This window comes from Streptomyces sp. BR1, assembly GCF_052373795.1.
GTDB lineage: Bacteria > Actinomycetota > Actinomycetes > Streptomycetales > Streptomycetaceae > Streptomyces.
This window is the reverse complement of sequence record NZ_CM126252.1, coordinates 604,571-628,237: the sequence shown is the minus strand read 5'-3', so window position 1 is coordinate 628,237 and position 23,667 is coordinate 604,571. Positions and strand designations below refer to the sequence as shown.

At 71.1% G+C, this 23,667-nt stretch carries 20 protein-coding genes; 12 read left to right on the top strand and 8 right to left on the bottom strand.

Annotated features, from left to right (window positions below; translation table 11 throughout):
• Nucleotides 1-43 precede the first annotated feature (43 nt).
• Genes ACT1U9_RS02870 through ACT1U9_RS02860 form a run of 3 tightly spaced genes read left to right on the top strand, consistent with a single transcriptional unit; the run spans nucleotide 44 to nucleotide 3,977 of the window.
• Nucleotides 44-1,930: a hypothetical protein gene (locus ACT1U9_RS02870; protein WP_444536768.1), complete on the top strand. Its 1,887-nt coding sequence runs from the start codon at nucleotides 44-46 to the stop codon at nucleotides 1,928-1,930.
• Complete coding sequence (locus tag ACT1U9_RS02865) at nucleotides 1,927-3,213, top strand: hypothetical protein (protein WP_444536767.1); 1,287 nt, start codon at nucleotides 1,927-1,929, stop codon at nucleotides 3,211-3,213. The genes ACT1U9_RS02870 and ACT1U9_RS02865 overlap by 4 nt, the downstream gene beginning before the upstream one ends.
• Nucleotides 3,213-3,977 carry a hypothetical protein gene (locus ACT1U9_RS02860; RefSeq protein WP_444536766.1) on the top strand — a complete coding sequence of 255 codons (765 nt, stop codon included), beginning with the start codon at nucleotides 3,213-3,215 and terminating at the stop codon, nucleotides 3,975-3,977. The genes ACT1U9_RS02865 and ACT1U9_RS02860 overlap by 1 nt, the downstream gene beginning before the upstream one ends.
• Nucleotides 3,978-4,325: 348 nt before the next feature.
• Here the strand turns inward: ACT1U9_RS02860 and ACT1U9_RS02855 are convergent, their stop codons facing one another.
• The gene (locus ACT1U9_RS02855; RefSeq protein ID WP_444536765.1) at nucleotides 4,326-5,042 is read right to left on the bottom strand and encodes an IclR family transcriptional regulator; all 717 of its coding nucleotides are present in this window, start codon (nucleotides 5,040-5,042) and stop codon (nucleotides 4,326-4,328) included.
• Nucleotides 5,043-5,405: 363 nt separating this feature from the next.
• Between ACT1U9_RS02855 and ACT1U9_RS02850 the strand changes: the two genes are divergently transcribed.
• Nucleotides 5,406-5,654: a WhiB family transcriptional regulator gene (locus tag ACT1U9_RS02850; protein WP_188278593.1), complete on the top strand. Its 249-nt coding sequence runs from the start codon at nucleotides 5,406-5,408 to the stop codon at nucleotides 5,652-5,654.
• A gap of 270 nt (nucleotides 5,655-5,924) precedes the next feature.
• Nucleotides 5,925-7,550, top strand: coding sequence for a GMC family oxidoreductase (locus tag ACT1U9_RS02845; RefSeq protein WP_444536764.1), 1,626 nt, complete (start codon nucleotides 5,925-5,927; stop codon nucleotides 7,548-7,550).
• A 31-nt stretch (nucleotides 7,551-7,581) separates the two neighbouring features.
• On the opposite strand, the gene ACT1U9_RS02840 is transcribed toward ACT1U9_RS02845, so the two are convergent.
• The 3 genes from ACT1U9_RS02840 to ACT1U9_RS02830 all read right to left on the bottom strand — a co-directional run bounded on the left by ACT1U9_RS02840 (nucleotide 7,582) and on the right by ACT1U9_RS02830 (nucleotide 11,126).
• Entirely contained in the window at nucleotides 7,582-8,556 is a 975-nt protein-coding gene (locus tag ACT1U9_RS02840) for an acyl-ACP desaturase (protein WP_444536763.1), read from the bottom strand.
• Nucleotides 8,557-8,788: 232 nt separating this feature from the next.
• The gene (locus ACT1U9_RS02835; protein WP_444538991.1) at nucleotides 8,789-10,399 is read right to left on the bottom strand and encodes an ABC-F family ATP-binding cassette domain-containing protein; all 1,611 of its coding nucleotides are present in this window, start codon (nucleotides 10,397-10,399) and stop codon (nucleotides 8,789-8,791) included.
• Between the two features lie 310 nt (nucleotides 10,400-10,709).
• Complete coding sequence (locus ACT1U9_RS02830; RefSeq protein ID WP_444536762.1) at nucleotides 10,710-11,126, bottom strand: SsgA family sporulation/cell division regulator; 417 nt, start codon at nucleotides 11,124-11,126, stop codon at nucleotides 10,710-10,712.
• A gap of 246 nt (nucleotides 11,127-11,372) precedes the next feature.
• Here ACT1U9_RS02830 and ACT1U9_RS02825 point away from each other — a divergent pair, with 246 nt between their 5' ends.
• Nucleotides 11,373-12,470: a WD40/YVTN/BNR-like repeat-containing protein gene (locus tag ACT1U9_RS02825; protein ID WP_444536761.1), complete on the top strand. Its 1,098-nt coding sequence runs from the start codon at nucleotides 11,373-11,375 to the stop codon at nucleotides 12,468-12,470.
• Between the two features lie 7 nt (nucleotides 12,471-12,477).
• Here ACT1U9_RS02825 and ACT1U9_RS02820 read toward each other — a convergent pair whose 3' ends face one another.
• A complete protein-coding gene (locus tag ACT1U9_RS02820; RefSeq protein ID WP_444536760.1) occupies nucleotides 12,478-12,780 on the bottom strand; it encodes a YciI family protein in 303 nt (100 codons plus the stop codon).
• Nucleotides 12,781-12,822: 42 nt separating this feature from the next.
• Here ACT1U9_RS02820 and ACT1U9_RS02815 point away from each other — a divergent pair, with 42 nt between their 5' ends.
• Nucleotides 12,823-13,539, top strand: coding sequence for an endonuclease V (locus ACT1U9_RS02815; protein ID WP_444538990.1), 717 nt, complete (start codon nucleotides 12,823-12,825; stop codon nucleotides 13,537-13,539).
• Nucleotides 13,540-13,542: 3 nt separating this feature from the next.
• Here ACT1U9_RS02815 and ACT1U9_RS02810 read toward each other — a convergent pair whose 3' ends face one another.
• On the bottom strand, nucleotides 13,543-14,763 hold the full coding sequence (locus ACT1U9_RS02810) for a saccharopine dehydrogenase family protein (protein ID WP_444536759.1): 1,221 nt from the start codon (nucleotides 14,761-14,763) through the stop codon (nucleotides 13,543-13,545).
• A gap of 209 nt (nucleotides 14,764-14,972) precedes the next feature.
• On the opposite strand from ACT1U9_RS02810, the gene ACT1U9_RS02805 reads away from it, so the two are divergent.
• From ACT1U9_RS02805 to ACT1U9_RS02790, 4 genes are read left to right on the top strand one after another with little or no spacing between them, the layout of a single operon-like run.
• Nucleotides 14,973-16,151 (top strand): CaiB/BaiF CoA transferase family protein, encoded by a 1,179-nt coding sequence (locus ACT1U9_RS02805; protein ID WP_444536758.1) that lies wholly within the window; start codon nucleotides 14,973-14,975, stop codon nucleotides 16,149-16,151.
• Nucleotides 16,148-17,290 carry an acyl-CoA dehydrogenase family protein gene (locus ACT1U9_RS02800; protein ID WP_444536757.1) on the top strand — a complete coding sequence of 381 codons (1,143 nt, stop codon included), beginning with the start codon at nucleotides 16,148-16,150 and terminating at the stop codon, nucleotides 17,288-17,290. The genes ACT1U9_RS02805 and ACT1U9_RS02800 overlap by 4 nt, the downstream gene beginning before the upstream one ends.
• 21 nt (nucleotides 17,291-17,311) lie before the next feature.
• Nucleotides 17,312-18,526 (top strand): acetyl-CoA C-acetyltransferase, encoded by a 1,215-nt coding sequence (locus tag ACT1U9_RS02795; RefSeq protein WP_444536756.1) that lies wholly within the window; start codon nucleotides 17,312-17,314, stop codon nucleotides 18,524-18,526.
• Nucleotides 18,527-18,566: 40 nt separating this feature from the next.
• The gene (locus tag ACT1U9_RS02790; RefSeq protein ID WP_444536755.1) at nucleotides 18,567-20,741 is read left to right on the top strand and encodes a 3-hydroxyacyl-CoA dehydrogenase NAD-binding domain-containing protein; all 2,175 of its coding nucleotides are present in this window, start codon (nucleotides 18,567-18,569) and stop codon (nucleotides 20,739-20,741) included.
• 42 nt (nucleotides 20,742-20,783) lie between these two features.
• On the opposite strand, the gene ACT1U9_RS02785 is transcribed toward ACT1U9_RS02790, so the two are convergent.
• Nucleotides 20,784-21,521, bottom strand: a complete 738-nt coding sequence (locus ACT1U9_RS02785; protein WP_444536754.1) for a MerR family transcriptional regulator — start codon at nucleotides 21,519-21,521, stop codon at nucleotides 20,784-20,786.
• Between the two features lie 211 nt (nucleotides 21,522-21,732).
• Between ACT1U9_RS02785 and ACT1U9_RS02780 the strand changes: the two genes are divergently transcribed.
• A complete protein-coding gene (locus ACT1U9_RS02780; RefSeq protein WP_444536753.1) occupies nucleotides 21,733-22,605 on the top strand; it encodes an oxygenase MpaB family protein in 873 nt (290 codons plus the stop codon).
• 4 nt (nucleotides 22,606-22,609) lie between these two features.
• Here ACT1U9_RS02780 and ACT1U9_RS02775 read toward each other — a convergent pair whose 3' ends face one another.
• A complete protein-coding gene (locus ACT1U9_RS02775; protein WP_444536752.1) occupies nucleotides 22,610-23,653 on the bottom strand; it encodes a LacI family DNA-binding transcriptional regulator in 1,044 nt (347 codons plus the stop codon).
• Nucleotides 23,654-23,667 lie beyond the last annotated feature (14 nt).

Sequence of the window (23,667 nt, the reverse complement as noted above, 5' to 3'; positions counted from 1 at the left end):
CGTTCACACCGGCAGCGGCCACCAGTTCAACTTCGCCACCTGGATGGTGGGTGCCAACGAGCACCTCTTCAGAGCGGGCACCACCCGTCTGACGCTCGTCCGCGAGCAGCGCCGTCGGCTCATCGGCTGCTTCGTGCCGCCCCAGAACTACGGGCGGGCCGCCGAACGGCTCGAACCTCGTGGCTCGGTGGTTCTGCTCGACGGTCCTCCAGGCCTCGGCAGGCGAGCCGCCGCGACCATGCTGCTGGAGGATGCGCCCACCGCCGTCAGGCCCGTCGAGGAACTCCCACCGACCCGGGAGGAGGGCTCCTTCGAGGTCTCGGCCGACGACCGCTATCTGCTGGACCTGTCGAGCGTCACCGACGGCGACTATCCCTCGGCGGAGCGCGCCCTGATCCAGTACCGGTCCGTCGTCGAGCAGGGCGATGCCCGCATGGTGGTCGTCCTCCCGGCCGGTCTGGGCTGGATGCTCCACGAAGATCTGTCGTCGCTCGTCGTGACGTTGGGACGCCCTCGTGGTCGTGCTGTCTTCAGCCGGCACCTGCGCGCCCGTGAGGTGCCCTTCGGCGCCGACGACCTGGACACCGAGGAACTGCACCATTTGTTCGTCAGTGCCCCCATGCGGGAGCTTGCGCGGCTGGCCGAGCTGGTCGCCGAGGCGCGCGATACCAAGCGGTACGGCACAAGCTTTCGGACGTGGCGTGCCGAAGCCGTGGCTGCCGCAACCAACTGGTCGGAAGAGGTGGCGCGTCAACTTCGGGAACACCGCGGGGCGCACGAGCGTGCACTGCTGGTGGCAGCGGCGATGGTCAGCGACGCCCCGGCGGAGGCGGCCCTGAGAGGCGCGCAGCTGTTGCTCGACGTACTGGGGCACGAGAGCGACGACCCGGTCGGACTCGCTCGGGCCGACCTCGGTGAACAGCTCACGCGACTCGGCATCGAGCGTGGTGACGACGGACGGATCGTGTTTCGGCGGCTCGCTTACGACAGCGCCGTGAGAAGGCATTTCTGGACCAACTTTCCAGACCTGAGGCCTGCCTTCCGGGACTGGGTGGCCCGGTGCAACGAAATGCCCGAACTCAGGGCCAAGAGCCGTATGGACCTGATCGCGAGATTCGCGGAGCAGGCCATGGCGACTGGATGCCCGGACCATGTGTGCACCCTCGTCGAGGCCTGGACCCGGCAACAAGGCGGACGCTTCCGGGCCGAGGCGGCGGCGGCGCTCGAACTCGGCCTAAGCCATGAGCGGTTCGGCTCGTACTTCCGGTCACGTGTCTACGACTGGGCGACAGGCCGGATCTCTCCGGGCCTGGCGCCGGTTCTGACGGATGTGTGCCGGCAGGTGATCGCGGCGACTCACCCCGAGCAGGCCGCGGTCCGTCTCCGGCACCTCGTTCTCCGCCAGACGGGGGCGGAACGTGTGGCGGCCCGTACGGCGCTGCTGGACCTCGCGCACACCAACCGACGCGTGTTCCGGCGGCTGGCCGACCGGATCGCCGGCCTTCCTTTGGCGGAAGGCGCCGACGAGCTGCTACTCGGTCTGCTCGACCCGGCCTCTCTGCGCATCGTGCCTCCGTACAAGGAGTTCGCGCTGGGGTGGCGGGCGCTGCTGATGGCGAGACCGGCAATGGAGTGGACACCGGTGCTGCACCGCTGGTTGGACACCCTGGCGCGCGGGCCCCTCGACCGCCGCGTCGTCGGCTCGCTGATCGTCGCAGCCGCAGGGGACTACGGCGCACTGAACCGTCTCTACATAGCCGTCTGCGAATGGACCGTGCTCGCGCTGTCGGATGCCCCCGGCACGGTGCCCATACCGCCCGCAGCACGGCAGCGCGTCGGTGAACTGTTCTGCCGCGAGATCGACGTGCTGCTCGGGATGGGCTCCACTCACTCCGCGGCCGGTGCACAAGAGAGAGGAGAAGGGATATGACGTCCCGGCGCGTACCACGTCTGCTGCCCCTCGGCTTCATCGCCGGAATGCTCGCCGTCACGGCGCTGCTCGGCTGGCCCAACTGGATATGGTTCCCCCTCGTGGCGGTCGTGGCCGGCTCGCTGCTACTCGATATGTACGCCCGGAACGGCCGGGGGAGAGCCACCGCTGGTCGGGAAGAGGCCCCGGACACGCCGGAGTTCCCCATCGAGCCGCCGTACCTGGCGATACCGGTCATCGATGTGCCGGTCATCAGCGGCTTGGACGAGTATCCGTTCCTCTTCACCGCCACGGTCCGATGGCGGACCCGAACGGACCCGCTCACCACATCGCACGGCAACCCGGGGGCCCTGGCAGTGACTTCCGTCCTGCGGCGCGTCGAGCAGTACACCGCGGCCGAGCACCCCAGTCGAGCCGACTTCCTGCGCCACTGGCTGGAGGGACCGCTCGGACAGCCCGTTCAGGACGAGTCGGGCACCGTGACGGCCTACGCCACCGATGTACGCCTCCACTTGCGCCAGGGGGACCGGCGCCACCTGGAAGAGGTGGAGGAGCACAGGAGGAACGTCGGTTCCTGGGAGCAGCAGCGGGAGTACGAGCGCAGCCGCCGGGAGTACTTCGGTGAGGACGTGCTGCGGTCGCCGGGCAGCGCCGTCGTGTGGTGGCTGTCCCGCCACGAGGACGAGATCGATCGTGCGACGGATCTGATAGGTCCACTGTCCTGTCTGTCGGCTGCCGCGAACGACGAGAAGATCCCGGATTCCTACCGTCATCTCATCGGTGGTCAGGCCTCGCCGGCCGGCGCCGCATGGCCGAATGGCATCGACCACGCCCGGGACGCCGATGCGGCCGCAGCCCACCAGGACCAGAACGCCCCGCCGCCGGACAGCCGGCCGCAGGTTCGGTATGAGCCCGTCTCCGCCCTGTTGGAGACGATGGGCATCGCCCGCGGATCGGAGGAACGGGCCTCGTTCGTCCATCGGCTCGCCCGCATGATGGAGGCTTCCGGACGACCGCAGGCGGCCGAACACCTGCGAGGCACCCTCGTCGACGAGGATGACGATGCCCTCAAGGGCGACGCCGAGAGAGGGCCGACGGGGGACGGCCTTCGACCCGAACCCGAAGAGCCCCGCACGCCGCAGCCCTCGGAACTCTGGCCGAACGCCGACAGCCCGCAAGGGGCCTGGTGGTCGACACAGCCACCGTCTTCCAACGGATCCGCTCCCGCACCAGGGGACTCGCACGGTTCGGCGCCGGCCGACGCCGAGGAGAGGGAACCGTGATGCCCCTCCTGCCGTACACCAATGTCTTCGCGTGCCTGGCGCACTGGGTGGAGACGTGCGCTCCAGCCGAGCGTCTCTGCCTCCACACCGGGAGTTGTGCCGAGGCATCGGCCGAGTCCTGCCTACCGCTCAGCGCGTTGTGGGCCGCGATGAGGTACGAGGAACGGCGAAGTGCCAAGCGGGCTGAGCAGTGGCAGGCCATCGCCGAGCACCTGCACCACGAGGCGGAACAAGGCCTGGAAGGACCGTGGACCCTCATCGCCCTGTGGCTCCTCACCCCACGCTTGAAGGGAGTGGTGCGGACGGTCGTCGGCCGAACCGGCGCCGAGTCCGATGACGTCTGTTCGGAGGTGCTGGCCGGCGCGATCCAGGGTATGGCGACGGTGCGAGCGGCGAACCCCGACCAGATCGAGGCCCATCTGGTCGACGCGGCTTATGCGGCCGGCTGCGAAACAGGCCGTCGGGCGCCGAACGAAGTGCCGCAGGCGGAGATCGAGAACGGGATCTGTGTGCCAGTTCCCCACATGGCTGCCCCGCTCTTCATCGACGGCCAGGTGGTGCGAGTCGGGCCGATGTCGATGGCGCTCGCCCAACGGGCACACGGAGAGCGGATCGGAGCGTTGGCTCAGCGCCTCGGACTGCTGCAGCACGTCCGAGAGGTGCGTCGGCTGAGGAGGGCCGGCCTGACCCAGAAGCGGAGCGGGGACCGGTGCGGCACCGGACACGACCAGCGGAGCCTGTTCGAGATCGGAGAGGACGTATGAAACGGCATCGGGACGAGTCCGTACCCTTCTCCGCCGTCTTCGGTCTTCCTGCGGAAGTCGGGATGAGGGTCGCAGCAAAGGCGCTGAACGTGAGTCTGGGCACGGCGTACAAACAGGCAAGGCGCGGTGACTTCCCCTGCCGGCTGCGCAGGAGGGGACGGATTTACGTCGTGGCACTCCACGACTTGATGCGTGGCCTCGGCATCCAGGATGTCCGCGTGCGCTACGACGACATCGAAGAGGGAGCACGACTCGCCGTCGGCTACGGCGACTGTTGGAGGCAGTCGAGAAGTGGAGGATCCCCAGGTCGATGACCTGGGGATCTTCGGGAGCGTGGGACGGCGGGGGCTACGGCGTCGGCAGGCGGCGTTCCGTCGGTGGGAGCAGCAGGATTTCCAGGGCCTGGGCGCAGGCTCGGGTGTGGGTGAGGAACCAGGGGAGGCGTTCGTCGGTGAGGAGGGTGGGGGCGGCTCGTAGGGTGAGGGCGAAGCGGGCGTGGCCGGTTCGGTCCAGGATCGGGACGGCCAGTGCGCGGATGCCGGGGGGTGCGTCGCGTGCGTAGCCGTGGGTGTGTATGGACGTCAACTCCTCGTCGAGTGGCGCCTGTTCGTCTGGGCGTGGCCAGGCCAGGAGCACCTTGCCGGGGGCCGTCGTACGCAGAGGGTGGCGCAGGGCGGACATCGGCGTGACCGGGCCGCCCGCGACGATCACCGCGTACGGGCCGCTGCGCAGGGCGAGATCCGCGGCGGTGCCGGTTCGCGCGGCCAGGTCGGCCAGTTCCGGCGCGGCCAGATGCAGGCCGCGCTGGTGGTAGGCGAGGCGGCCGAGCTCCGTCATCGCGGGGCCGAGACGGTAGCGCGAGGTGCGTGCGTCCTGCTCCAGGAAACCCGCGCCCACGAGCGTACGGGCCAGTCGATGCGCGGTGGAGACGGGTAAGCCGAGCCGTCGGGAGAGATCGGACGCGCTCAGGTCCGGGCCGTTGTCGTGGAAGGCGTGCAGCACCTCCAGGGCGCGCTGCACCGCCTGCGCGCCGGTCGGTGTGCGCACCGTGGTGGCCTCGGTCATGTCCGCTCCCCTGCCCGGGTCGTGATCGACTAAGGGCTCCACACTACGGCCGCCCCATCTGGTCGCTCCGGGCAACGGCCAATGCGGCCGGAAGCGCCCCGGAACCCGGCTGGAAGCGGTGGGAGGGGGCAAGCCGTGACGGACCCGGTCGGTGCCGCGTTCTCGACCTGGCAGCCCGGGCGCGACAAGGGTCTGGGCGCCGCCAGCTCATCGAGAGCGAGGCGCCGAATGCGGCATGAGGCGGTTCGACCAGTAGTAATCGGCCAAACACAGGGCCGCGCCGAGTGATCGCTTGACGTCGACCGAATCCGACGTTCAACGATCATTGACCGGACGTTGATCCCGCCGCGCCAGGCTGTAGGTATGTCGATCAACACCATCAACGCCGGGCCGGAACTCGCCTGGCAGGAGACCGCATTGTGCGCCCAGGCGGGGCCCGAGTTCTTCTTCCCCGCCCCCGGCAGCTCGACGCGGGAGGCCAAGCTGCTCTGCGGGAGCTGCGAGGGCCGGCAGGCGTGCCTGGAGTACGCGCTGGCGAACGACGAGCGATTCGGCGTCTGGGGCGGCCTCTCCGAGCAGGAGAGACTGCAACTGCGGCGCAACCGGCGCTGAGAGTCCGAGCCACGAGCCCGGCCGTCTCAGGAGTTGGCCGGGTTCCGCCGGCGGACGCGCGCGCCCGTTTCGGGGGCGGGCCGCGCGTCCGCATTCGGCATGCCCGGCCACGGAACGACGCCCCGGGCACCCGACCATGCCGATCATCCCGGCCACCTCGACGCCCAGGCCCGGTCGGCGCTCTGGCACCCCGCACCACCCGCACGCCATGCTGGATCGCGATCGGAACGAGCTCGGACGAGCACTCAAGACCGAGGCCCGGAGGGCGTGTTGAGGACAGCGGACGGTACCGGCACCCACCGACGCGGCGAGCGACGGACCACGTACTACGACTACATCGTCGTAGGAGCCGGCTCGGCCGGATGCGTGCTCGCCGCGCGGCTCTCCGAGGACCCCTCGGTCCGGGTCGCGCTCATCGAGTCAGGGCCGCGCGACCGCAAGGCCGAGATCAGAATCCCCGCCGCGTTCCCGAAGCTCTTCAAGACGCCGTACGACTGGGACTTCAGCACGGCGAAGCAGGAGGCGCTGGGCGGGCGCGAGCTGTACTGGCCGCGCGGGCACACCCTCGGCGGCTCGTCGTCCATCAACGCGATGATGTGGATCCGCGGCCACCGCGACGACTACGACGCATGGGGCGCGGCGGCCGGGCCCGAGTGGACGCACGACCGGCTCGTCCCGTACTTCCGCCGCGCCGAGCGCTGGACGGGGCCCGCTCGCGCGGACTCGGTGTACGGCACGGACGGCCCGCTGTACATCGCGCCGCCCCGCGACCCCAACCCCGTCACCGCGGCCTTCCTCGCCGCCTGCCGGGACGCCGGCCTCACGGAGCTGCCCGAGCTGAACGCCCCCGACCACTCCGGCTACGCCCGTACACCCGTCAACCAGCGCAAGGGGCGCCGCTGGAGCGCCGCCGACGGATATCTGAAACCCGCATCCCGCCGCCCCAACCTCGACATATTCACCGAAGCACGTGTCCGCAGGCTGGAGTTCGACGGCAATCGGGTCACCGGAGTCGTGGCCGACCGGGTGCCGGACGTGCTCGCCGCCCGACGCGAGGTCATCCTCAGCGCGGGCGCCATCGGCTCGCCCCAGCTCCTGATGCTCTCCGGCATCGGCGATCCGGAGCGGCTGCGCGCGGCCGGTGTCGAGGTGCGCGTCGCGTCCCCGGACGTCGGCCGCCACCTCCAGGACCACCTCTCGTACGCGGTGACCATGCGCTGCCCCGAGCCCGTCACGCTCACCGGCGCCGACACGCTGCCCAACATCGGACGCTTCCTGCTGCGCGGCCGGGGACCGCTCACCTCGAATCTGGGGGAGGCGGTCGCGTTCGTGCGCACCCGGCCCGAACTGGCCGCGCCCGACATCGAGCTGGTCTTCGCCCCGGCGCCGTTCGTGGACCACGGACTCACCCCGCCGACCGAGCACGGCATCACCATCGGAGTGGTCCTGCTCCAGCCCGCGAGCGAGGGCAGCATCGAACTCGGCGGTACGGCCGTGACCACCCCGCCCCGGATCGACCCCGGATACCTCACGGCCGACGACGATCTGCGCCGGCTGATCGCGGGGGTGCGCAGGGCGGAGGAACTGCTCGGTGCCGCGGCCCTCGCCCCGTACACATCCGGACCGCTGGCGCCCTACCCGGGCCGGGTCGACGACGAACAGCTCGCGGCGGCGGTCCGCGGCTCGGCCGAGTCGCTGTACCACCCGGTGGGGACCTGCCGGATGGGCGCCGACGACGGCTCGGTCACCGATCCCCGGCTGAGGGTCCGGGGAGTCGAGGGCCTGCGCGTCGTCGACGCCTCCGTCATGCCGCGCATCACCCGCGGCCATACGCACGCGCCGACGGTGGCGCTGGCGGAGAAGGCGGCGGAACTGATCCGGGAGGACGCCCGCTAGGAGGCGCCCGCCGGCTGTCCCGCCTGCGGGGTTACGCGCGGCCGCGCGCCTCCATACGGGCCTTGCGCGCGGCCAGCTTCGCGTCGAACTTGCTCGCCTCGGAGTCCAGGCCGCCCATGTACATGCCGAGCTCTTCCTGCGCCTTCAGACCCTCGGGGCCGAGCCCGTCGATCTCCAGGACCTTCAGGAAGCGCAGGACGGGCTGGAGCACGTCGTCGTGGTGGATGCGCAGGTTGTAGATCTCGCCTATGGCCATCTGGGCGGCCGCGCGCTCGAAGCCGGGCATGCCGTGGCCGGGCATCCGGAAGCCGACGACGACATCGCGTACGGCCTGCATGGTCAGGTCCGGCGCGAGCTCGAACGCGGCGCCGAGCAGATTGCGGTAGAAGACCATGTGCAGGTTCTCGTCGGTCGCGATCCGCGCCAGCATGCGGTCGCAGACCGGATCGCCCGACTGGTGGCCGGTGTTGCGGTGCGAGATGCGGGTCGCGAGCTCCTGGAAGGCGACGTACGCGACCGAGTGCAGCATCGAGTGCCGGTTGTCGGACTCGAAGCCCTCCGACATGTGCGCCATCCGGAACTGCTCCAGCTTGTCCGGGTCGACGGCGCGCGAGGCCAGCAGGTAGTCGCGCATCACGATGCCGTGCCGGCCCTCCTCGGCGGTCCAGCGGTGCACCCAGGTGCCCCAGGCGCCGTCACGGCCGAAGAGGCTGGCGATCTCGTGGTGGTAGCTGGGGAGGTTGTCCTCGGTCAGCAGGTTCACCACGAGCGCGATCTTGCCTATGTCCGTGACCTTGGACTGCTGCGGCTCCCACGCCTCGCCGTCCTCGAAGAGCCCCGGGAAGTTCCGCGCGTCCGAGAACGGCACGTACTCGTGCGGCATCCAGTCCTTGGCGACCTTGAGATGCCGGTTGAGCTCCTTCTCGACGACCTCCTCCAGCGCGTACAGCAGTCGGGCATCGGTCCACGCTGCCGAACTGCCGAGGTGGGGAGAGGTGATCGTCACGAGGGAGCTCCAGGGGGACGGAAAAGGGGACGGGCGTTACCTACGCCTACGTAGGTTACGAGACCGTAGGTTAAGCGCGGGGTAAGCCCTAGCCAAGTCCCGCCCTATTTCCGGCTGGCTACTCTTCGTAGTGTTTGCAGGTCAGAAGAGTCTCGTGAGGTGGAATGTCACCTACCGCTTGACCTCCGCGCAGGCTTCGAATCGACCTGCGCGGAGGTCGAGCAGCACTGGATCAGCCCCGTTCGCGCACCTCCTCCGCCGTCGTGTCCGTGAGGTCGTCGTCCAGGTAGAGCCAGCGCGTGACGCCGATCGACTCCAGGAACGGGATGTCGTGGCTCGCCACGATCAACGCGCCCTCGAACGCGGACAGGGCGTCGGTGAGGCGGCGTACGCTCGCCATGTCCAGGTTGTTCGTCGGCTCGTCCAGCATCAGCAACTGCGGCGCGGGCTCCGCGAGGAGCAGCGCGGCGAGCGAGGCCCGGAAGCGTTCGCCGCCCGAGAGCGTTCCGGCCGGGCGGTCGGCCCGGGCTCCCTTGAACAGGAAGCGGGCAAGCCGCGCCCGGATCGCGTTCTCGGTGGCTCCGGGGGCGAACCGCGCCACGTTCTGCGCCACGCTCAACTCGTCGTCCAGGACGTCGAGCCGCTGCGGCAGGAACCGCAGGGGCACATGCGCCACCGCCTCGCCCGCCGCCGGTTCCAGCTGCCCGGCGAGCGCGCGCAGCAGCGTGGTCTTGCCCGCCCCGTTGCGGCCGACCAGCGCTATCCGCTCCGGACCGTGGATGTCCAGATCGCGCAGCACCCGCCCGGAGTAGGGGAGTTGGAGGTCCCTCAGAGTCAGGACGGTCCGGCCCGGGTGGACCTTCGTGTACGGGAGCTCCACGCGGATCTCCTCGTCGTCCCGCACCGCCTCCGCCGCCTCGTTCAGCCGGTCCCGGGCCTGGGCGAGGCGTTCGGTCTGCAGGATGCGGTGCTTGCCCGCCGACACCTGGGCGTCGCTCTTGCGGCCGTTGGCGACGATCTTCGGCACCCTCTTGTTCTCGTAGCTCTTCTGTCCGAAGCGCTTGCGCCGCGCCAACTTGACGTTCGCGTCGGCGAGTTCGCGCTTCTGGCGCTGTACGTCGGCCTCGGCGACCCGGACCGTACGCTCGGCCGCCTCCTGCTCGACGGCCAGCGCCTCCTCGTACGCCGAGAAGTTGCCGCCGTACCAGGCGACCTCGCCGTCGTGCAGATCGGCGATCTGGTCGACGCGTTCCAGCAGTTCACGGTCGTGGCTGACCACGACCATCACCTTGGGCCACGCCTCGACGGCGTCGTACAGCCGTCGGCGGGCGCTCAGGTCCAGGTTGTTGGTCGGCTCGTCGAGCAGCAGGACGTCCGGGCGGCGCAGCAGCAGCGCGGCCAGGCGCAGCAACACCGACTCACCGCCGGAGAGTTCACCGATCGTCCGGTCGAGCCCGACCCCGTCGAGGCCGAGCTGGCCGAGCGCGGCCCGGGCCCGCTCCTCGACGTCCCAGTCGTCGCCGACGACCGCGAAGTGCTCGTCGCGTACGTCGCCGGACTCGATGGCGTGCAGCGCGGCCCGGACCCGGTCGATGCCGAGCGCCTGGTCGACCCGCAGCCCGGTGGCCAGGGTCAGGTTCTGCGGCAGATAGCCGATCTCGCCCGCCGTGGAGATCCGGCCGTCGGTGGGCGTGAGCTCACCGGACAACAGGCGCAACAGCGTGGACTTTCCCGAGCCGTTGAGACCGATCAGGCCGGTGCGGCCCGGGCCGACCGCCAGGTGGAAGCCGTCGAACAGGGTGGTGCCGTCGGGCCAGGTGAAGGAGAGGTCGGCACAGCCGATGTGCGTCGAGGACGCGGAGTACGTAGACAAAATGTCTCCCGGTTGCGGGGAAGAGTGAATGAGGCAGTGCAACGGGGAACTGAGACACCGGTCAGGGCATGAAGAAGGCCCTGGTCGTGGCGGGACGGCTCGGAGGCATGGTCACACCGCGCGCGCTACACGGAAGGGTGCGCGAAACGGTGTCTCAGAAGCCTCAGACGAGCAACGTCCTACTCCGATCGACGACAACAGGGCCATGACGAACTTACGACAGGCTGGGGGCGGCCGCAAATCTTTTATCAGAGGGGCTGATGGGAGGCGCCGATACGCGTCAACAGGCGTCGCGCAGCAGCTCGGTGAGGTCTTCGTCCAGGTCCAGGTAATGGTGCTCCTGGCCCACCGGCACCAGCAGCTGGGTGCGCTTGAGGAAGCGGCGAATCTCGGACGTACGGATGTGCACCATCGCGGTGCCCTCCGCCGCGTGGAACTCCAGGACCGTACGGTCGAAGCCGTACGGCCGCACCCGCACGTCACCCATCCCGGCCGACGTCTCCAGGCCCGTTTCAAGGAGCTCGCGGGCGAAGGCCCAGGAGACCTCGACCCCTTCGAGGGTGGCGGGGGCGGGGAAGACCATCCGTACGGCGAACGGGTCCTCGCGGTCGTAGCCGAGCGTCGCGGGGACGATCTGCACCCGGGGGTCGGACGCGATGAGGCGGGCCTCGACGGCTTGCTCGATGACAGTGGACAACGCCCTGCTCCCCTAACCTCACGACCGGGTACTTCTCTTCCTGCTGTTCACGAAGACGGCAGAAAACACCGTTCCGTGCACACCGACGAAGGGTGACCTGTGTCACCTGATCGCTACGTACGCGTCACTTGCCGGTGCGTCACCGCCCGGCTTTACGGGGTGCTTAACGCGCTCCGGATTGATGGCGATACGGTCGAATTTCGCCCTCTGGACGCCGCCTCGCCGTCCGGGCTAGCTTCCAGCGCCATGAGGCCCATGGGGAAGACGAGACGATTGCTGTCGGTGGGGCTGGGCGGGGTGGCCCTGGTGGCCGCGCTGACCGCGCCCGCCCACGCGCACGGCCACGACGACGCCACTGGTGACGCCCGCTCCGCACCGAAGTGGCAGCTCACCGGGACCGGAACCGACGCCCGCTTCCGCGGGCTCTCGGCGGTCAGCCGCACCACCGCCTGGGTGGCGGGATCCAAGGGGACGGTGCTGCGGACCGTGGACGGCGGCCGCAGCTGGCGGAACGTCTCGCCGCCGGGCGCGGCGGCGCTGGAGTTCCGGGACGTACGGGCCTTCGACGCCCGGCGGGCCGTGGTGCTCGCCATCGGCGACGGCGAGGCGTCCCGTGTGTACCGGACCGAGGACGGCGGCGCCACCTGGACCGAGTCGTTCCGCAACACCGACCCCAAGGCGTTCTACGACTGCCTGACCTTCTTCGACCACCGCCACGGCCTGGCGGTCGGCGACCCGGTCGACGGCAAGTACCGCATCCTGTCCACCGCCGACGGCGGCCGCTCCTGGAAGGTGCTGCCGAGCGCCGGGATGCCGGCCGCGCAGCCCGGCGAGGCGGCCTTCGCGGCGAGCGGCCAGTGCCTGGTGAGCTCCGGGCCGCGCGACGCGTGGCTGGCGACCGGCGGCGGCGCCACCGCGCGCGTGCTGCACTCCGCCGACCGGGGCCTGACCTGGACGGCGGCCGAGTCGACGATCCCGGCGGGCGACCCGGCGCGCGGGGTCTTCGGGCTCGCCTTCCGCGACCGTACGCACGGGATCGCGGTCGGCGGCGACTACCGGGCCGGACAGCCCTCGCCCAGCGCGGCCGCCGTCACCGGCGACGGCGGACGGGACTGGCGCCAGGCGGCGGCCCCGGTCGCCGCCTACCGCTCGGGCGTCGCCTGGCTGCCGCACAGCCGCTCGGCCGCGCTCGCGGTCGGCCCCACCGGCACCGACCTGACCACGGACGGCGGCCGCACCTGGCGGACCGTCGACACCGGCTCGTACGACACCGTGGACTGCACCCCCGACGGCGGCTGCTGGGCAGCGGGCGAGAAGGGCCGGGTGGCGCGCCTCGCCCGCTGAGACCGGGCTACTTGGAGGGCAACTCCTGCTGGAACGCGGCGAGTTCCGGTGCGGTCTTGGTCGCGTAGAACTCGGTGATCCGGTACGCGCACACGCCGTTGACGCTGAAGGGGTCGGCCGCCGTGATCCGCTCGATCGCCGCGCGGTCGTCCCCGACGGCGAGGATGACCCCGCCCTCGCGGGGCTCCTTGCGGCCGGAGGCGATGAAGACACCGGCCGCGTACTGCTCGTTCAGCCAGGCGACGTGCTCGCCGAGGAGTTCGTCGACGCGGGTGAGGGGGGCGGTGTACGTCAGGTCGAGTATGAACATGATCGCCAGGCTACTCCGGGCCGCATTTAGGGTGAGGGCATGGTGACGCTCACAGAGATCCCCGAGGGCTGGCCCACGGACGAGTCGCAGGCCCTGGCCGTGCAGGACGAACTGCGCGGCCGTGTCGTGCTCGACGAGCCCGGGCCGCCGCCCGGCACCGGTCTGGTCACGGGCGTCGACGTGGCGTACGACGACGAGCGGGACGTCGTCGCGGCGGCCGCGGTGGTCCTGGACGCGGCCACCCTGGAGGTCGTCGAGGAGTCCACCGCCGTCGGCCGGGTGGCCTTCCCGTACGTGCCCGGGCTGCTCGCCTTCCGGGAGATCCCCACGGTCCTGGCGGCCCTGGAGGCGCTGAGTGCCGGTCCCGGTCTGGTGGTCTGCGACGGGTACGGGCTCGCCCACCCCCGCCGCTTCGGCCTCGCCGCCCACCTCGGCGTCCTCACCGGGCTCCCGGTGATCGGCGTCGCCAAGAACCCGTTCACCTTCACGTACGAGCAGCCGGGCGCCCGGCGCGGGGACAGTTCGCCGCTGGTGGCCGAGCGGGGCGAGGAGGTCGGGCGGGGCGAGGAGGTCGGGCGGGCGCTGCGCACCCGGGCCGACGTCAAGCCGGTGTTCGTCTCGGTCGGCCACCGGGTCGGCCTGGACAACGCCTGCGCCCACGTCCTGCGGCTCACCCCGCACTACCGGCTGCCCGAGTCGACCCGGCGCGCGGACTCCCTCTGCCGCGAGGCGCTGCGCACCGCGCTCACGGCGGGGTAGCCGTCAGCGCGTGTGGGCCACCCGGAAGCGGATGCCCGCCGCCTGGAGCCGTTCGAGGAGCGGGTCGCCCATCGCCGCGACCGTCGTCAACTGGCCGCCCTTCGAGGGCAGTTCGTCGAAGGCGAGGCACAGAGCGCCCTCGGCGAGGATCTTGGCCGTCTCGTCGTACCCCGGGTCGCCGCCCGCGACCTCGGTGAACACCCGGCGCCCGCCGCCCTCGCCCACGAACCGCAGCGAGAACCAGCTGCGGTCGCGCTTCTCCTTGTCGGGGCCGCTGCCCGCCTCGTAACGGTTCATCAGCCACCGCCGTACGGCGGGGAGTTGAGCCGCGCCGAACGCCGTGCCCGCGCCGACGACCGCGCCGAGCGCCAGCGGCAGACGGCGGACGGCCGCGAAGTGGCGGTAGCGGAAGTCGGGGCCGTACGCGGGGTTCGCGGCCGCCGAGCGGGCTACCACCGTCGGGTCGAGGACCGGCAGCGGCAGCGCCCAGGCGCCCGTCTCGCGGCTGAAGTGCGGGGCGCCGAGCGGGGCGCGGGCGCGGCGGCCGACCAGGCGCGGCTCGTGCAGCCGCCGCTCCCGGGCCGCCCGCAGCTGCTGCGCGCCGCGCCCCATCGCGTTGAGCGCCGACGCGAGCGTGCCGCCGGAGAAGGTCGCGGAGGTGCGCAGGAAGCCGTCGACGCGCAGCGGCACGTCCTTCGGCAGCTGCTGGACCGTGTAGTACACCCCGAGGTCGCACGGCACCGAGTCGAAGCCGCACGCGTGCACCAGGCGGGCGCCGGTCTCGCGGGCGCGCGCGTCATGGCGTACGTACATCGTGTCCACGAACTCCGGCTCGCCGGTCAGATCGAGGTAGTCGGTCCCGGCCTCGGCGCACGCGGCGACCAGGCCCTCGCCGTACCAGACGTAGGGGCCCACCGTCGTCGCCACCACGCGGGCGGACTCGGCGAGGTCGCGCAGCGAGTCCGGGTCGGCCGAGTCGGCGGTAAGCAGGGGGAGCGTGGCGCAGGCCGGGTCGATCGCGGCGAGCCGCTCGCGCAGCCGCTCCAGCTTGGGCAGCGAGCGCCCGGCCAGCGCCCAGCGGCAGCCGTGCGGCGCGTGCGCGGCCAGATACTCCGCGGTGAGGGTGCCGACGAACCCCGTCGCCCCGAACAGCACGACGTCGTACGGACGCGCTGTCCGCTCGGCCGCACGCTCCGCCGCCGTCCGCTCCTGCGACCGCTCCAAGGTGAACCCTCCACTCCGCGCCGTTGTCGGTGGCAGACCCTAGCGTGAGAAGGCGCGTCGCGGGTGATCAAGGAGGCAGGAGATGTGAGGCGGCGGCCCGCACGCGGCATGTGGCCTTGCGTGAGAACCCGCGTAAAGCCCCGCATAAAAACCAAGCGCTTGCTCGCGCAGGGGCTTGTGCGAACTGGAACGCGTTCTTAGCATCATTGATGTTACATCAGTTGTGTCACAGCGCTGGGGGCTTGATGGCGACGACAGGGAACGGGCCGCTCGCAGGTGTGCGGGTGGTCGAACTGGCCGGAATCGGGCCCGGCCCGTTCGCCGCGATGCTCCTGGCCGACCTCGGCGCCGACGTGGTCCGCGTCGACCGCCCCGGCGGCCCGGGGCTTGCCATCGACCCCGCGTACGACCTCACGAACCGCAACAAACGGTCCGTACTGATCGACCTCAAGGCCGAGGACGGCCCCCGCCGCGTCCTCGACCTGGTCGAGCGGGCCGACATCCTCGTCGAGGGCTACCGCCCCGGCGTCGCCGAGCGCCTGGGGGTCGGGCCCGAGGAGTGCCTGGCCAGGAACCCGAAGCTGGTGTACGGGCGGATGACCGGCTGGGGCCAGGACGGCCCGCTCGCCCCGCGCGCCGGGCACGACATCGGGTACATCGCTGTCACCGGCACCCTCGGCATGATCGGCAAGGCGGACGAGGGCCCGACCGTCCCCGCCAACCTGGTCGGCGACTACGCGGGCGGCTCGCTCTATCTCGTCGTCGGCGTCCTCGCCGCGCTCCAGCACGCGCGCGCCCATGGCGAGGGCCAGGTCGTGGACGCCGCGATCGTCGACGGCGCCGCCCATCTCGCCACCATGATCCACGGCATGCTGGCGGCCGGCGGCTGGCAGGACCGGCGCGCCGCCAACCTGCTCGACGGCGGCTGCCCCTTCTACGGCACCTACGAGACATCCGACGGCCAGTACATGGCGGTCGGCGCCCTTGAGCAGCAGTTCTACGACGAGTTCGTACGGCTTCTCGGTATCGAGGCCGTCGCACCGGCCCGTAAGGACTTCGCCCGCTGGGAGGAGCTGCGGACGGCTGTCGCCGAGCGGTTCCGGACCCGTACGCGCGCGGAGTGGACGGCCGTGTTCGAGGGCTCGGACGCGTGCGTGGCGCCCGTGCTCTCGATGCGGGAGGCGCCCGCACATCCGCATCTCGCCGCGCGCGGGACCTTCGCCGAGCACGGCGGCATCACCCAGCCCGCGCCCGCGCCCCGCTTCTCGCGCACCCCGGGCTCCCTGCGCCGCCCGCCCGCGCTGCCGGGCGCCGACACCGCCGAGGTCGCCCACGACTGGGACGTATCGGCCCTGTACCCCCACACCACAGAGGAGACCGACAGGTGAAGCGGCAGATCTTCACGGCCGAGCACGACGCCTTCCGCGAGACCGTACGTACCTTCCTGGCCAAGGAGGTGCTGCCGCACTACGAGCAGTGGGAGAAGGACGGCATCGTCTCGCGTGAGGCGTGGCTCGCGGCCGGTCGGCAGGGGCTGCTCGGGCTCGCGGTGGACGAGGAGTACGGAGGCGGCGGGAACGCGGACTTCCGCTACAGCGCCGTGCTGGCCGAGGAGTTCACCCGGGCCGGTGCCGCCGGGCTCGCGATCGGGCTGCACAACGACATCATCGGGCCGTATCTGACCTCTCTGGCCACCGAGGAGCAGAAGCGGCGCTGGCTGCCCGGGTTCTGCGACGGCTCGCTGATCACCGCGATCGCCATGACCGAGCCGGGCGCGGGCTCCGACCTCCAGGGCATCCGCACCGCCGCCGAGGACAAGGGCGACCACTGGCTGCTCAACGGCTCCAAGACGTTCATCTCCAACGGCATCCTCGCCGACCTGGTGATCGTCGTCGCCAAGACCACGCCCGAGGGCGGCGCCCACGGCCTGTCGCTGCTCGTCGTCGAGCGCGGCGCGGACGGCTTCGAGCGCGGCCGCAACCTCGACAAGATCGGCCAGAAGTCCCAGGACACGGCCGAGCTGTTCTTCACCGACGTACGCGTGCCGAAGGAGAACCTGCTCGGTGAGCTCGACGGCGCCTTCATCCATCTGATGACCAACCTCGCGCAGGAACGCCTCAGCATCGCGGTCGCCGCGATCGCCGCCGCCGAGCATCTGCTGGAGATCACCACGACGTACGTCAAGGAGCGCGAGGCGTTCGGGCGCCCGCTCGCCACCAAGCAGCACATCCGGTTCGAGATCGCCGAGATGGCCACCGAGTGCGCCGTCACCCGTACGTTCCTCGACCGCTGCATCGTCGATCACTCGAACGGGGAACTCGACGCCGTGCACGCCTCGATGGCCAAGTGGTGGGCCACCGAGCTGCAGAAGCGCGTCGCCGACCGCTGTCTCCAACTGCACGGCGGCTACGGCTATATGAGCGAGTACCGGGTCGCCAGGGCGTTCACCGACGGCCGCATCCAGACCATCTACGGCGGGACGACCGAGATCATGAAGGAGATCATCGGCCGTTCCCTGCTCGGCTAACCCTCTTTGAAAGGCTTATCAGTGAGCACCGAAGCGTTTGTGTACGACGCGATCCGCACCCCGCGCGGGCGCGGCAAGGCCAACGGCTCCCTGCACGGAACCAAGCCGATCGACCTGGTCGTCGGGCTGATCCGCGAGGTGCGGGAGCGCTTCCCGGACCTCGACCCGGCGGCGATCGACGACATCGTCCTCGGCGTGGTCGGCCCGGTCGGCGACCAGGGCTCCGACATCGCCCGGATCGCGGCGATCGCCGCCGGGCTGCCGGACACGGTCGCGGGCGTGCAGGAGAACCGCTTCTGTGCCTCGGGCCTCGAAGCCGTCAACCTGGCGGCGGCCAAGGTCCGTTCGGGCTGGGAGGACCTGGTGCTCGCGGGCGGCGTCGAGTCGATGTCGCGCGTCCCGATGGCCTCGGACGGCGGCGCCTGGTTCGCCGACCCGATGACCAACTTCGACACCAACTTCGCCCCGCAGGGCATCGGCGCCGACCTCATCGCCACCATCGAGGGCTTCTCGCGCCGCGACGTCGACGAGTACGCGGCGCTCTCGCAGGAGCGGGCCGCCGAAGCGTGGAAGGACGGCCGGTTCGGCCGGTCCGTCGTGCCGGTCAAGGACCGCAACGGCCTGGTCGTCCTCGACCACGACGAGCACATGCGCCCCGGCACCACCGCCGACTCGCTCGCGGGCCTCAAGCCGTCGTTCGCGGCCATCGGCGAGATGGGCGGCTTCGACGCGGTGGCGCTGCAGAAGTACCACTGGGTGGAGAAGATCGACCACGTCCACCACGCGGGCAACTCCTCCGGCATCGTGGACGGCGCCGCCCTGGTCGCCATCGGCTCGCGCGAGGTCGGCGAGCGCTACGGCATGACCCCGCGCGCCCGGATCGTCTCGGCCGCCGTCTCCGGCTCCGAGCCGACGATCATGCTCACCGGTCCCGCCCCCGCCACCCGCAAGGCGCTCGCCAAGGCCGGGCTGACCATCGACGACATCGACCTCGTCGAGATCAACGAGGCGTTCGCCGGTGTGGTGCTGCGGTTCGCCCGTGACATGGGCCTCTCGCTCGACAAGATCAACGTCAATGGCGGCGCCATCGCCATGGGCCACCCGCTGGGCGCCACCGGCGCGATGATCCTCGGCACGCTCGTCGACGAGCTGGAGCGCCGCGACCAGCGGTACGGCCTGGCCACGCTGTGCGTCGGCGGCGGCATGGGCATCGCCACCGTCGTCGAGCGTCTCTGACCGTCCTGTCCCGGCACCCCCTCATACGGAGATTTCAGCAATGACCGAGAGCACCACCATCCGCTGGGAACAGGACGAGACCGGCGTCGTCACCCTCGTCCTCGACGACCCCAACCAGTCCGCCAACACCATGAACCGGGCCTTCAAGGACTCCATCGCGGCGATCGCCGACCGCGCCGAGGCCGAGAAGGACTCCATCCGGGGCATCATCTACACCTCCGCCAAGAAGACGTTCTTCGCGGGCGGCGACCTCAAGGACATGATCCAGGTCGGCCCGGAGAACGCCCAGCAGGCGTTCGAGACCGGCACCGCCATCAAGAACTCGCTGCGCCGCATCGAGACCCTGGGCAAGCCGGTCGTCGCGGCCATCAACGGGGCTGCCCTCGGCGGCGGTTACGAGATCGCGCTCGCCAGCCACCACCGCGTCGCGCTCGACGCCCCCGGCTCCAAGATCGGCCTGCCCGAGGTCACCCTGGGCCTGCTTCCGGCGGGCGGCGGTGTGACCCGTACCGTACGGCTGATGGGCATCGCGGACGCGCTGCTGAAGGTGCTGCTCCAGGGTACCCAGTACTCCCCGCAGCGGGCGCTGGAGAACGGCCTCGTCCACGAAGTCGCCGCCACACCCGAGGAGATGATCGCCAAGGCGCGCGCCTTCATCGACGCCCACCCCGAGTCCCAGCAGCCGTGGGACGTCAAGGGCTACCGCATCCCGGGCGGCACGCCGTCGAACCCCAAGTTCGCCGCCAACCTGCCCGCGTTCCCGGCCAACTTGAAGAAGCAGTTGAACGGCGCCCCCTACCCGGCGCCGCGCAACATCCTCGCGGCCGCCGTCGAGGGCTCCCAGGTCGACTTCGAGACCGCGCTGACCATCGAGGCCCGGTACTTCACCGAGCTGGTCACCGGCCAGACCGCGAAGAACATGATCCAGGCGTTCTTCTTCGACCTCCAGGCCGTCAACTCCGGTGCCAGCCGCCCCAAGGGCATCGAGCCGCGCCCGGTCCGCAAGGTCGCCGTCCTCGGCGCGGGCATGATGGGCGCGGGCATCGCGTACTCCTGCGCCCGGGCCGGCATCGAGGTCGTCCTCAAGGACGTCTCGCAGGAGGCGGCGGACAAGGGCAAGGCGTACTCGGAGAAGCTGCTCGCCAAGGCGCTCTCGCGGGGCCGTACGACCGAGGCCAAGCGCGACGAACTGCTCGCCCGCATCACGGCGACCGCCGACCCGCGCGACCTCGCGGGCTGCGACGCGGTCATCGAGGCGGTCTTCGAGAACACCGAGCTCAAGCACAAGGTGTTCCAGGAGATCCAGGACATCGTCGAGCCGGACGCGCTGCTCTGCTCCAACACCTCGACCCTGCCGATCACCGGTCTCGCCGAAGGCGTCACCCGCCAGGCCGACTTCATCGGGCTGCACTTCTTCTCGCCGGTCGACAAGATGCCGCTCGTCGAGATCATCAAGGGCGAGCGCACCGGCGACGAGGCGCTGGCCCGCGCCTTCGACCTGGTCCGCCAGATCAAGAAGACCCCGATCGTCGTCAACGACTCGCGCGGCTTCTTCACCTCACGGGTCATCGGCCAGTTCATCAACGAGGGCGTCGCGATGGTCGGCGAGGGCATCGAGCCCGCCTCCATCGAGCAGGCGGCGGGCCAGGCGGGCTACCCGGCCAAGGTCCTCTCCCTGATGGACGAGCTGACCCTCACCCTGCCGCGCAAGATCCGCGACGAGTCGCGGCGGGCCGTCGAGGAGGCGGGCGGCGTCTGGCCCGGACACCCGGCGGACTCGGTCATCGACCGCATGGTCGACGAGTTCGGCCGCCCCGGCCGCAGCGGCGGCGCGGGCTTCTACGAGTACGGCGAGGACGGCAAGCGCGTACGGCTGTGGCCGGGCCTCCGCGAGCACTTCGGCAAGCCGGGCGTCGAGGTCCCCTTCGAGGACATGAAGGAGCGGATGCTCTTCGCCGAGTCGCTGGACACCGTCCGCCTCTTCGAGGAGGGCGTGCTCACCTCGGTCGCCGACGCCAACATCGGCTCCATCATGGGCATCGGCTTCCCGGCGTGGACGGGCGGCGTGATGCAGTACATGAACGGTTACGAGGGCGGTCTGCCGGGCTTCGTCGCCCGCGCCCGCGAACTGGCCGAGCGCTACGGCGACCGCTTCCTGCCGCCGGCGCTGCTGGTGGAGAAGGCGGAGCGGGGGGAGAAGTTCGCGGACGCGTAACGGGGGGAGGGGCCGGGGAGAAGATCCCCGGCCCCTCACTCGCTATTCGGCCTCGGCGCGGAAGGCGGCTCGCAGCTCCTCTTTGAGCGACCGCTGGAACGCCGTGACCAGCGCCTGCACCACCATCGGCTGCATGTGCGCCGACAGGGACTTCATCGCGGCCACATGGTCGGGGTCCGACTCCCGCTCGCGGTACGGGTTCCACACCTCGTCCCGGAACAGCCGCGTCAGCTCGTGCGCGGCCGAGCGGGTGTGGTCCACGAGGACGGTGCGCGCCGCCAGGATCGTCTCGTGCGCGATCGGTACGTCCAGGAGCTGCACCCCGAGCGCGAGCAGCCCGGGGTCGACCAGGAACGCGTCGCTGTCGCCGGGAGTGCGCTCCAGTACGTTCATCGCCGCCAGCCGGTCGATGTCCACGTCGGACAGGGACCGTCCGGCCCTCCGCTCCAGCTCCGCCCGGGTGGCCTCCTCGGCGGCGTCCGGCGCCCAGGAGGCGACCACGGCACGGTGGATCGCCAGATCGTGCGCGTTCAGATCGGGCGGCAGCTGCTGGAGGTAGCGCTCGATCGCGGCGAGCGTCATCCCGTGGTGCTGCAACTCCTCGATGAGGGCGAGCCGGGACAGATGCGCCGGGCCGTAGTGCCCGACCCGGCGCGGCCCGATCGAGGGCGGCGGGAGCAGGCCCCTGGTGCTGTAGAAACGGATGGTGCGCACGGTGACCCCGGCGCGCGCGGCCAGTTCGTCGACCGTGAGGGTCGGCTCCTCGGTCTCGGTCGCCATGGCTGTGCCTCTTTCCCGGTTCGCGGTCGATCCGGTTCAACAGTATTGCTGTCTCACCACTGTTGTGAAAGGGGCCCGGAGCCGGTCATCCACCGAGGCGGCGCAGACGCTGGACGCCGTGCGGTGGGCCCCGGGCCCCGGGCACGACTGGCTCCCCGACACCGGCCATCCGAAACTCGCGCCCCACCAGTCATCTGATATCCCTGGAGGTGTGATCGAGAACCGCACGTCCGCCGACCCCGCCCCGCCTCCACCGGGCGGAGTGCTGTGGAGCCTCGCCGGGGACGTGCGGGTCCTGCTCACGCTGCCCGCGGCCCTGGCGCTCCAGGTCGCCCACCCCGCCGTCGGCGCCGGGGTCGACGAGCACTCCGTGTTCCGGACCGACCCCTGGGGCCGCGGTGAGCGCTCGCTGCGCTCCCTCCAGCTGTGGGTGTACGGGGGCGAGGCCGCGGCCCAGGAGGGGCGTCGGCTGCGGGAGCTGCACCGGAGCATCCAGGGCACCGACGCGCGGGGCCGCCGCTACCACGCGCTGACCCCGGCCAACTACGCGTGGGTGCACGCCACCGGGTACCCGGTCTTCGCCTACAGCCGGCAGTACCTGCGCCGTCCCTGCACGGAGGCGCAGGAGCGGCAGATGTACGCGGAGTGGCTTCAGGTCGGGCGCGTCCTGGGCATCCACGACCGGGACATGCCGCAGAGCATCGAGGAGTTCTGGCCGTACTACCGCAAGGTGCTCGCCGACGAGATCGGGTCGAACGCGGTGGTCGAGGAGCTGGTCTCGCTCCACCCGGACGTTCCGGCCCCCGCCCTCGGGCCGCTCCCCGTCCGGTTGTTGCTGCGTCTGTGCTGGCCGCTGCTGCTGCCGCCGATCGCCCGCTTCAGACGGTTCCTGACCATCGGTTTTCTGCCGCCGGACGCGCGCGCGGCGATGGGGCTCGAATGGACCGACGCCCAGGAGCGCGCGCTGCGCCGGTTCGGCCGTGTGGTGCGGGCCGTCGTGCCCGTACTGCCGGAGCGGCTGCGCTATCTGCCGCTCGCCAGGCAGGCCAGGGCGCGAGCAAGGGCCGAGAAGCGCGCCGCGTGAGGCGCTACGCGGACGCCCGCCGCACCAGCACCGTCTCCGTGATCACCGGCTCCGGGCTCGTGCCGTCCCCGTTCAGACCGCTCAGCAGCAGTCGGGCCATGAGGCGGCCCATGCCCTCGATGTCCTGACGCACCGTCGTCAGCGGTGGATCCGTCGCCTCCGCGACACCCCGCATGTCGTCGAAGCCGACCAGGGCCACATCCTCGGGCACCCGGCGGCCGCGCTCGCGCAGCACCCGGAGCGCACCCGACGCCATCAGGTCGTTCGCGGCGAACACCGCGTCCAAGTCGGGCCGCCGGTCCAGGAGTTGGGCCATCGCGCGGGCTCCGCTCTCCACCGTGAACGCGCCCTCGGCGATCAGTTCCGGGTCGGTGTCCGGCAGCACGTCGTGGAAGCCGTCGAGCCGGTCCGTCGCCGATGTCTGGTCGGGCGGGCCCGCCAGGTGGGCTATGCGGGTGCGGCCGAGCGCGAGCAGATGGCGTACGGCCGCACGGGCCCCGCTGCGGTTGTCGGCGTCGATGTACGGCACGGGCCGCTCGCCCGGCGGGGTCGGCCAGCTCGGGCGGCCCCCGTACACCGTCGGTATCCCCGTCCTGCGGGCGATCGCGGGCAGTGGGTCGTCGGTGTGCAGCGAGAAGGCAAGCGCGCCGTCGACGTGGCCGCCCGCCAGATAGCGCGCGATCCGGTCGTAGTCGCCCGGTCCCTCCACCAGGAGCAGTACCAACTGGCTGTCGTGGGCGGTGAGTTCCTTGCTGATGCCCCGGATCTGCTGGGAGAAGAACGGGTCGGAGAAGATCCGGATCTCCGGCTCGGCGATGATCACGGCGACCGCGCCGGTGCGCCGGGTGACCAGGGTGCGGGCCGCGTGGTTGGGGACGTATCCCAGCTCCTCGACCGCCTGGCGCACCCTGTCCACCAGTGGCGGCCGCACGCCCGCGCCGCCGTTCATGACCCGGGACGCCGTGGCCCGGGAGACACCTGCGCGCGCGGCGACGGCTTCCAGCGTGGGCCGGGACCCGGGGTGCGGGTCGGTGTGCTGCTCGGTCAAGGCGGGTGCTCCTC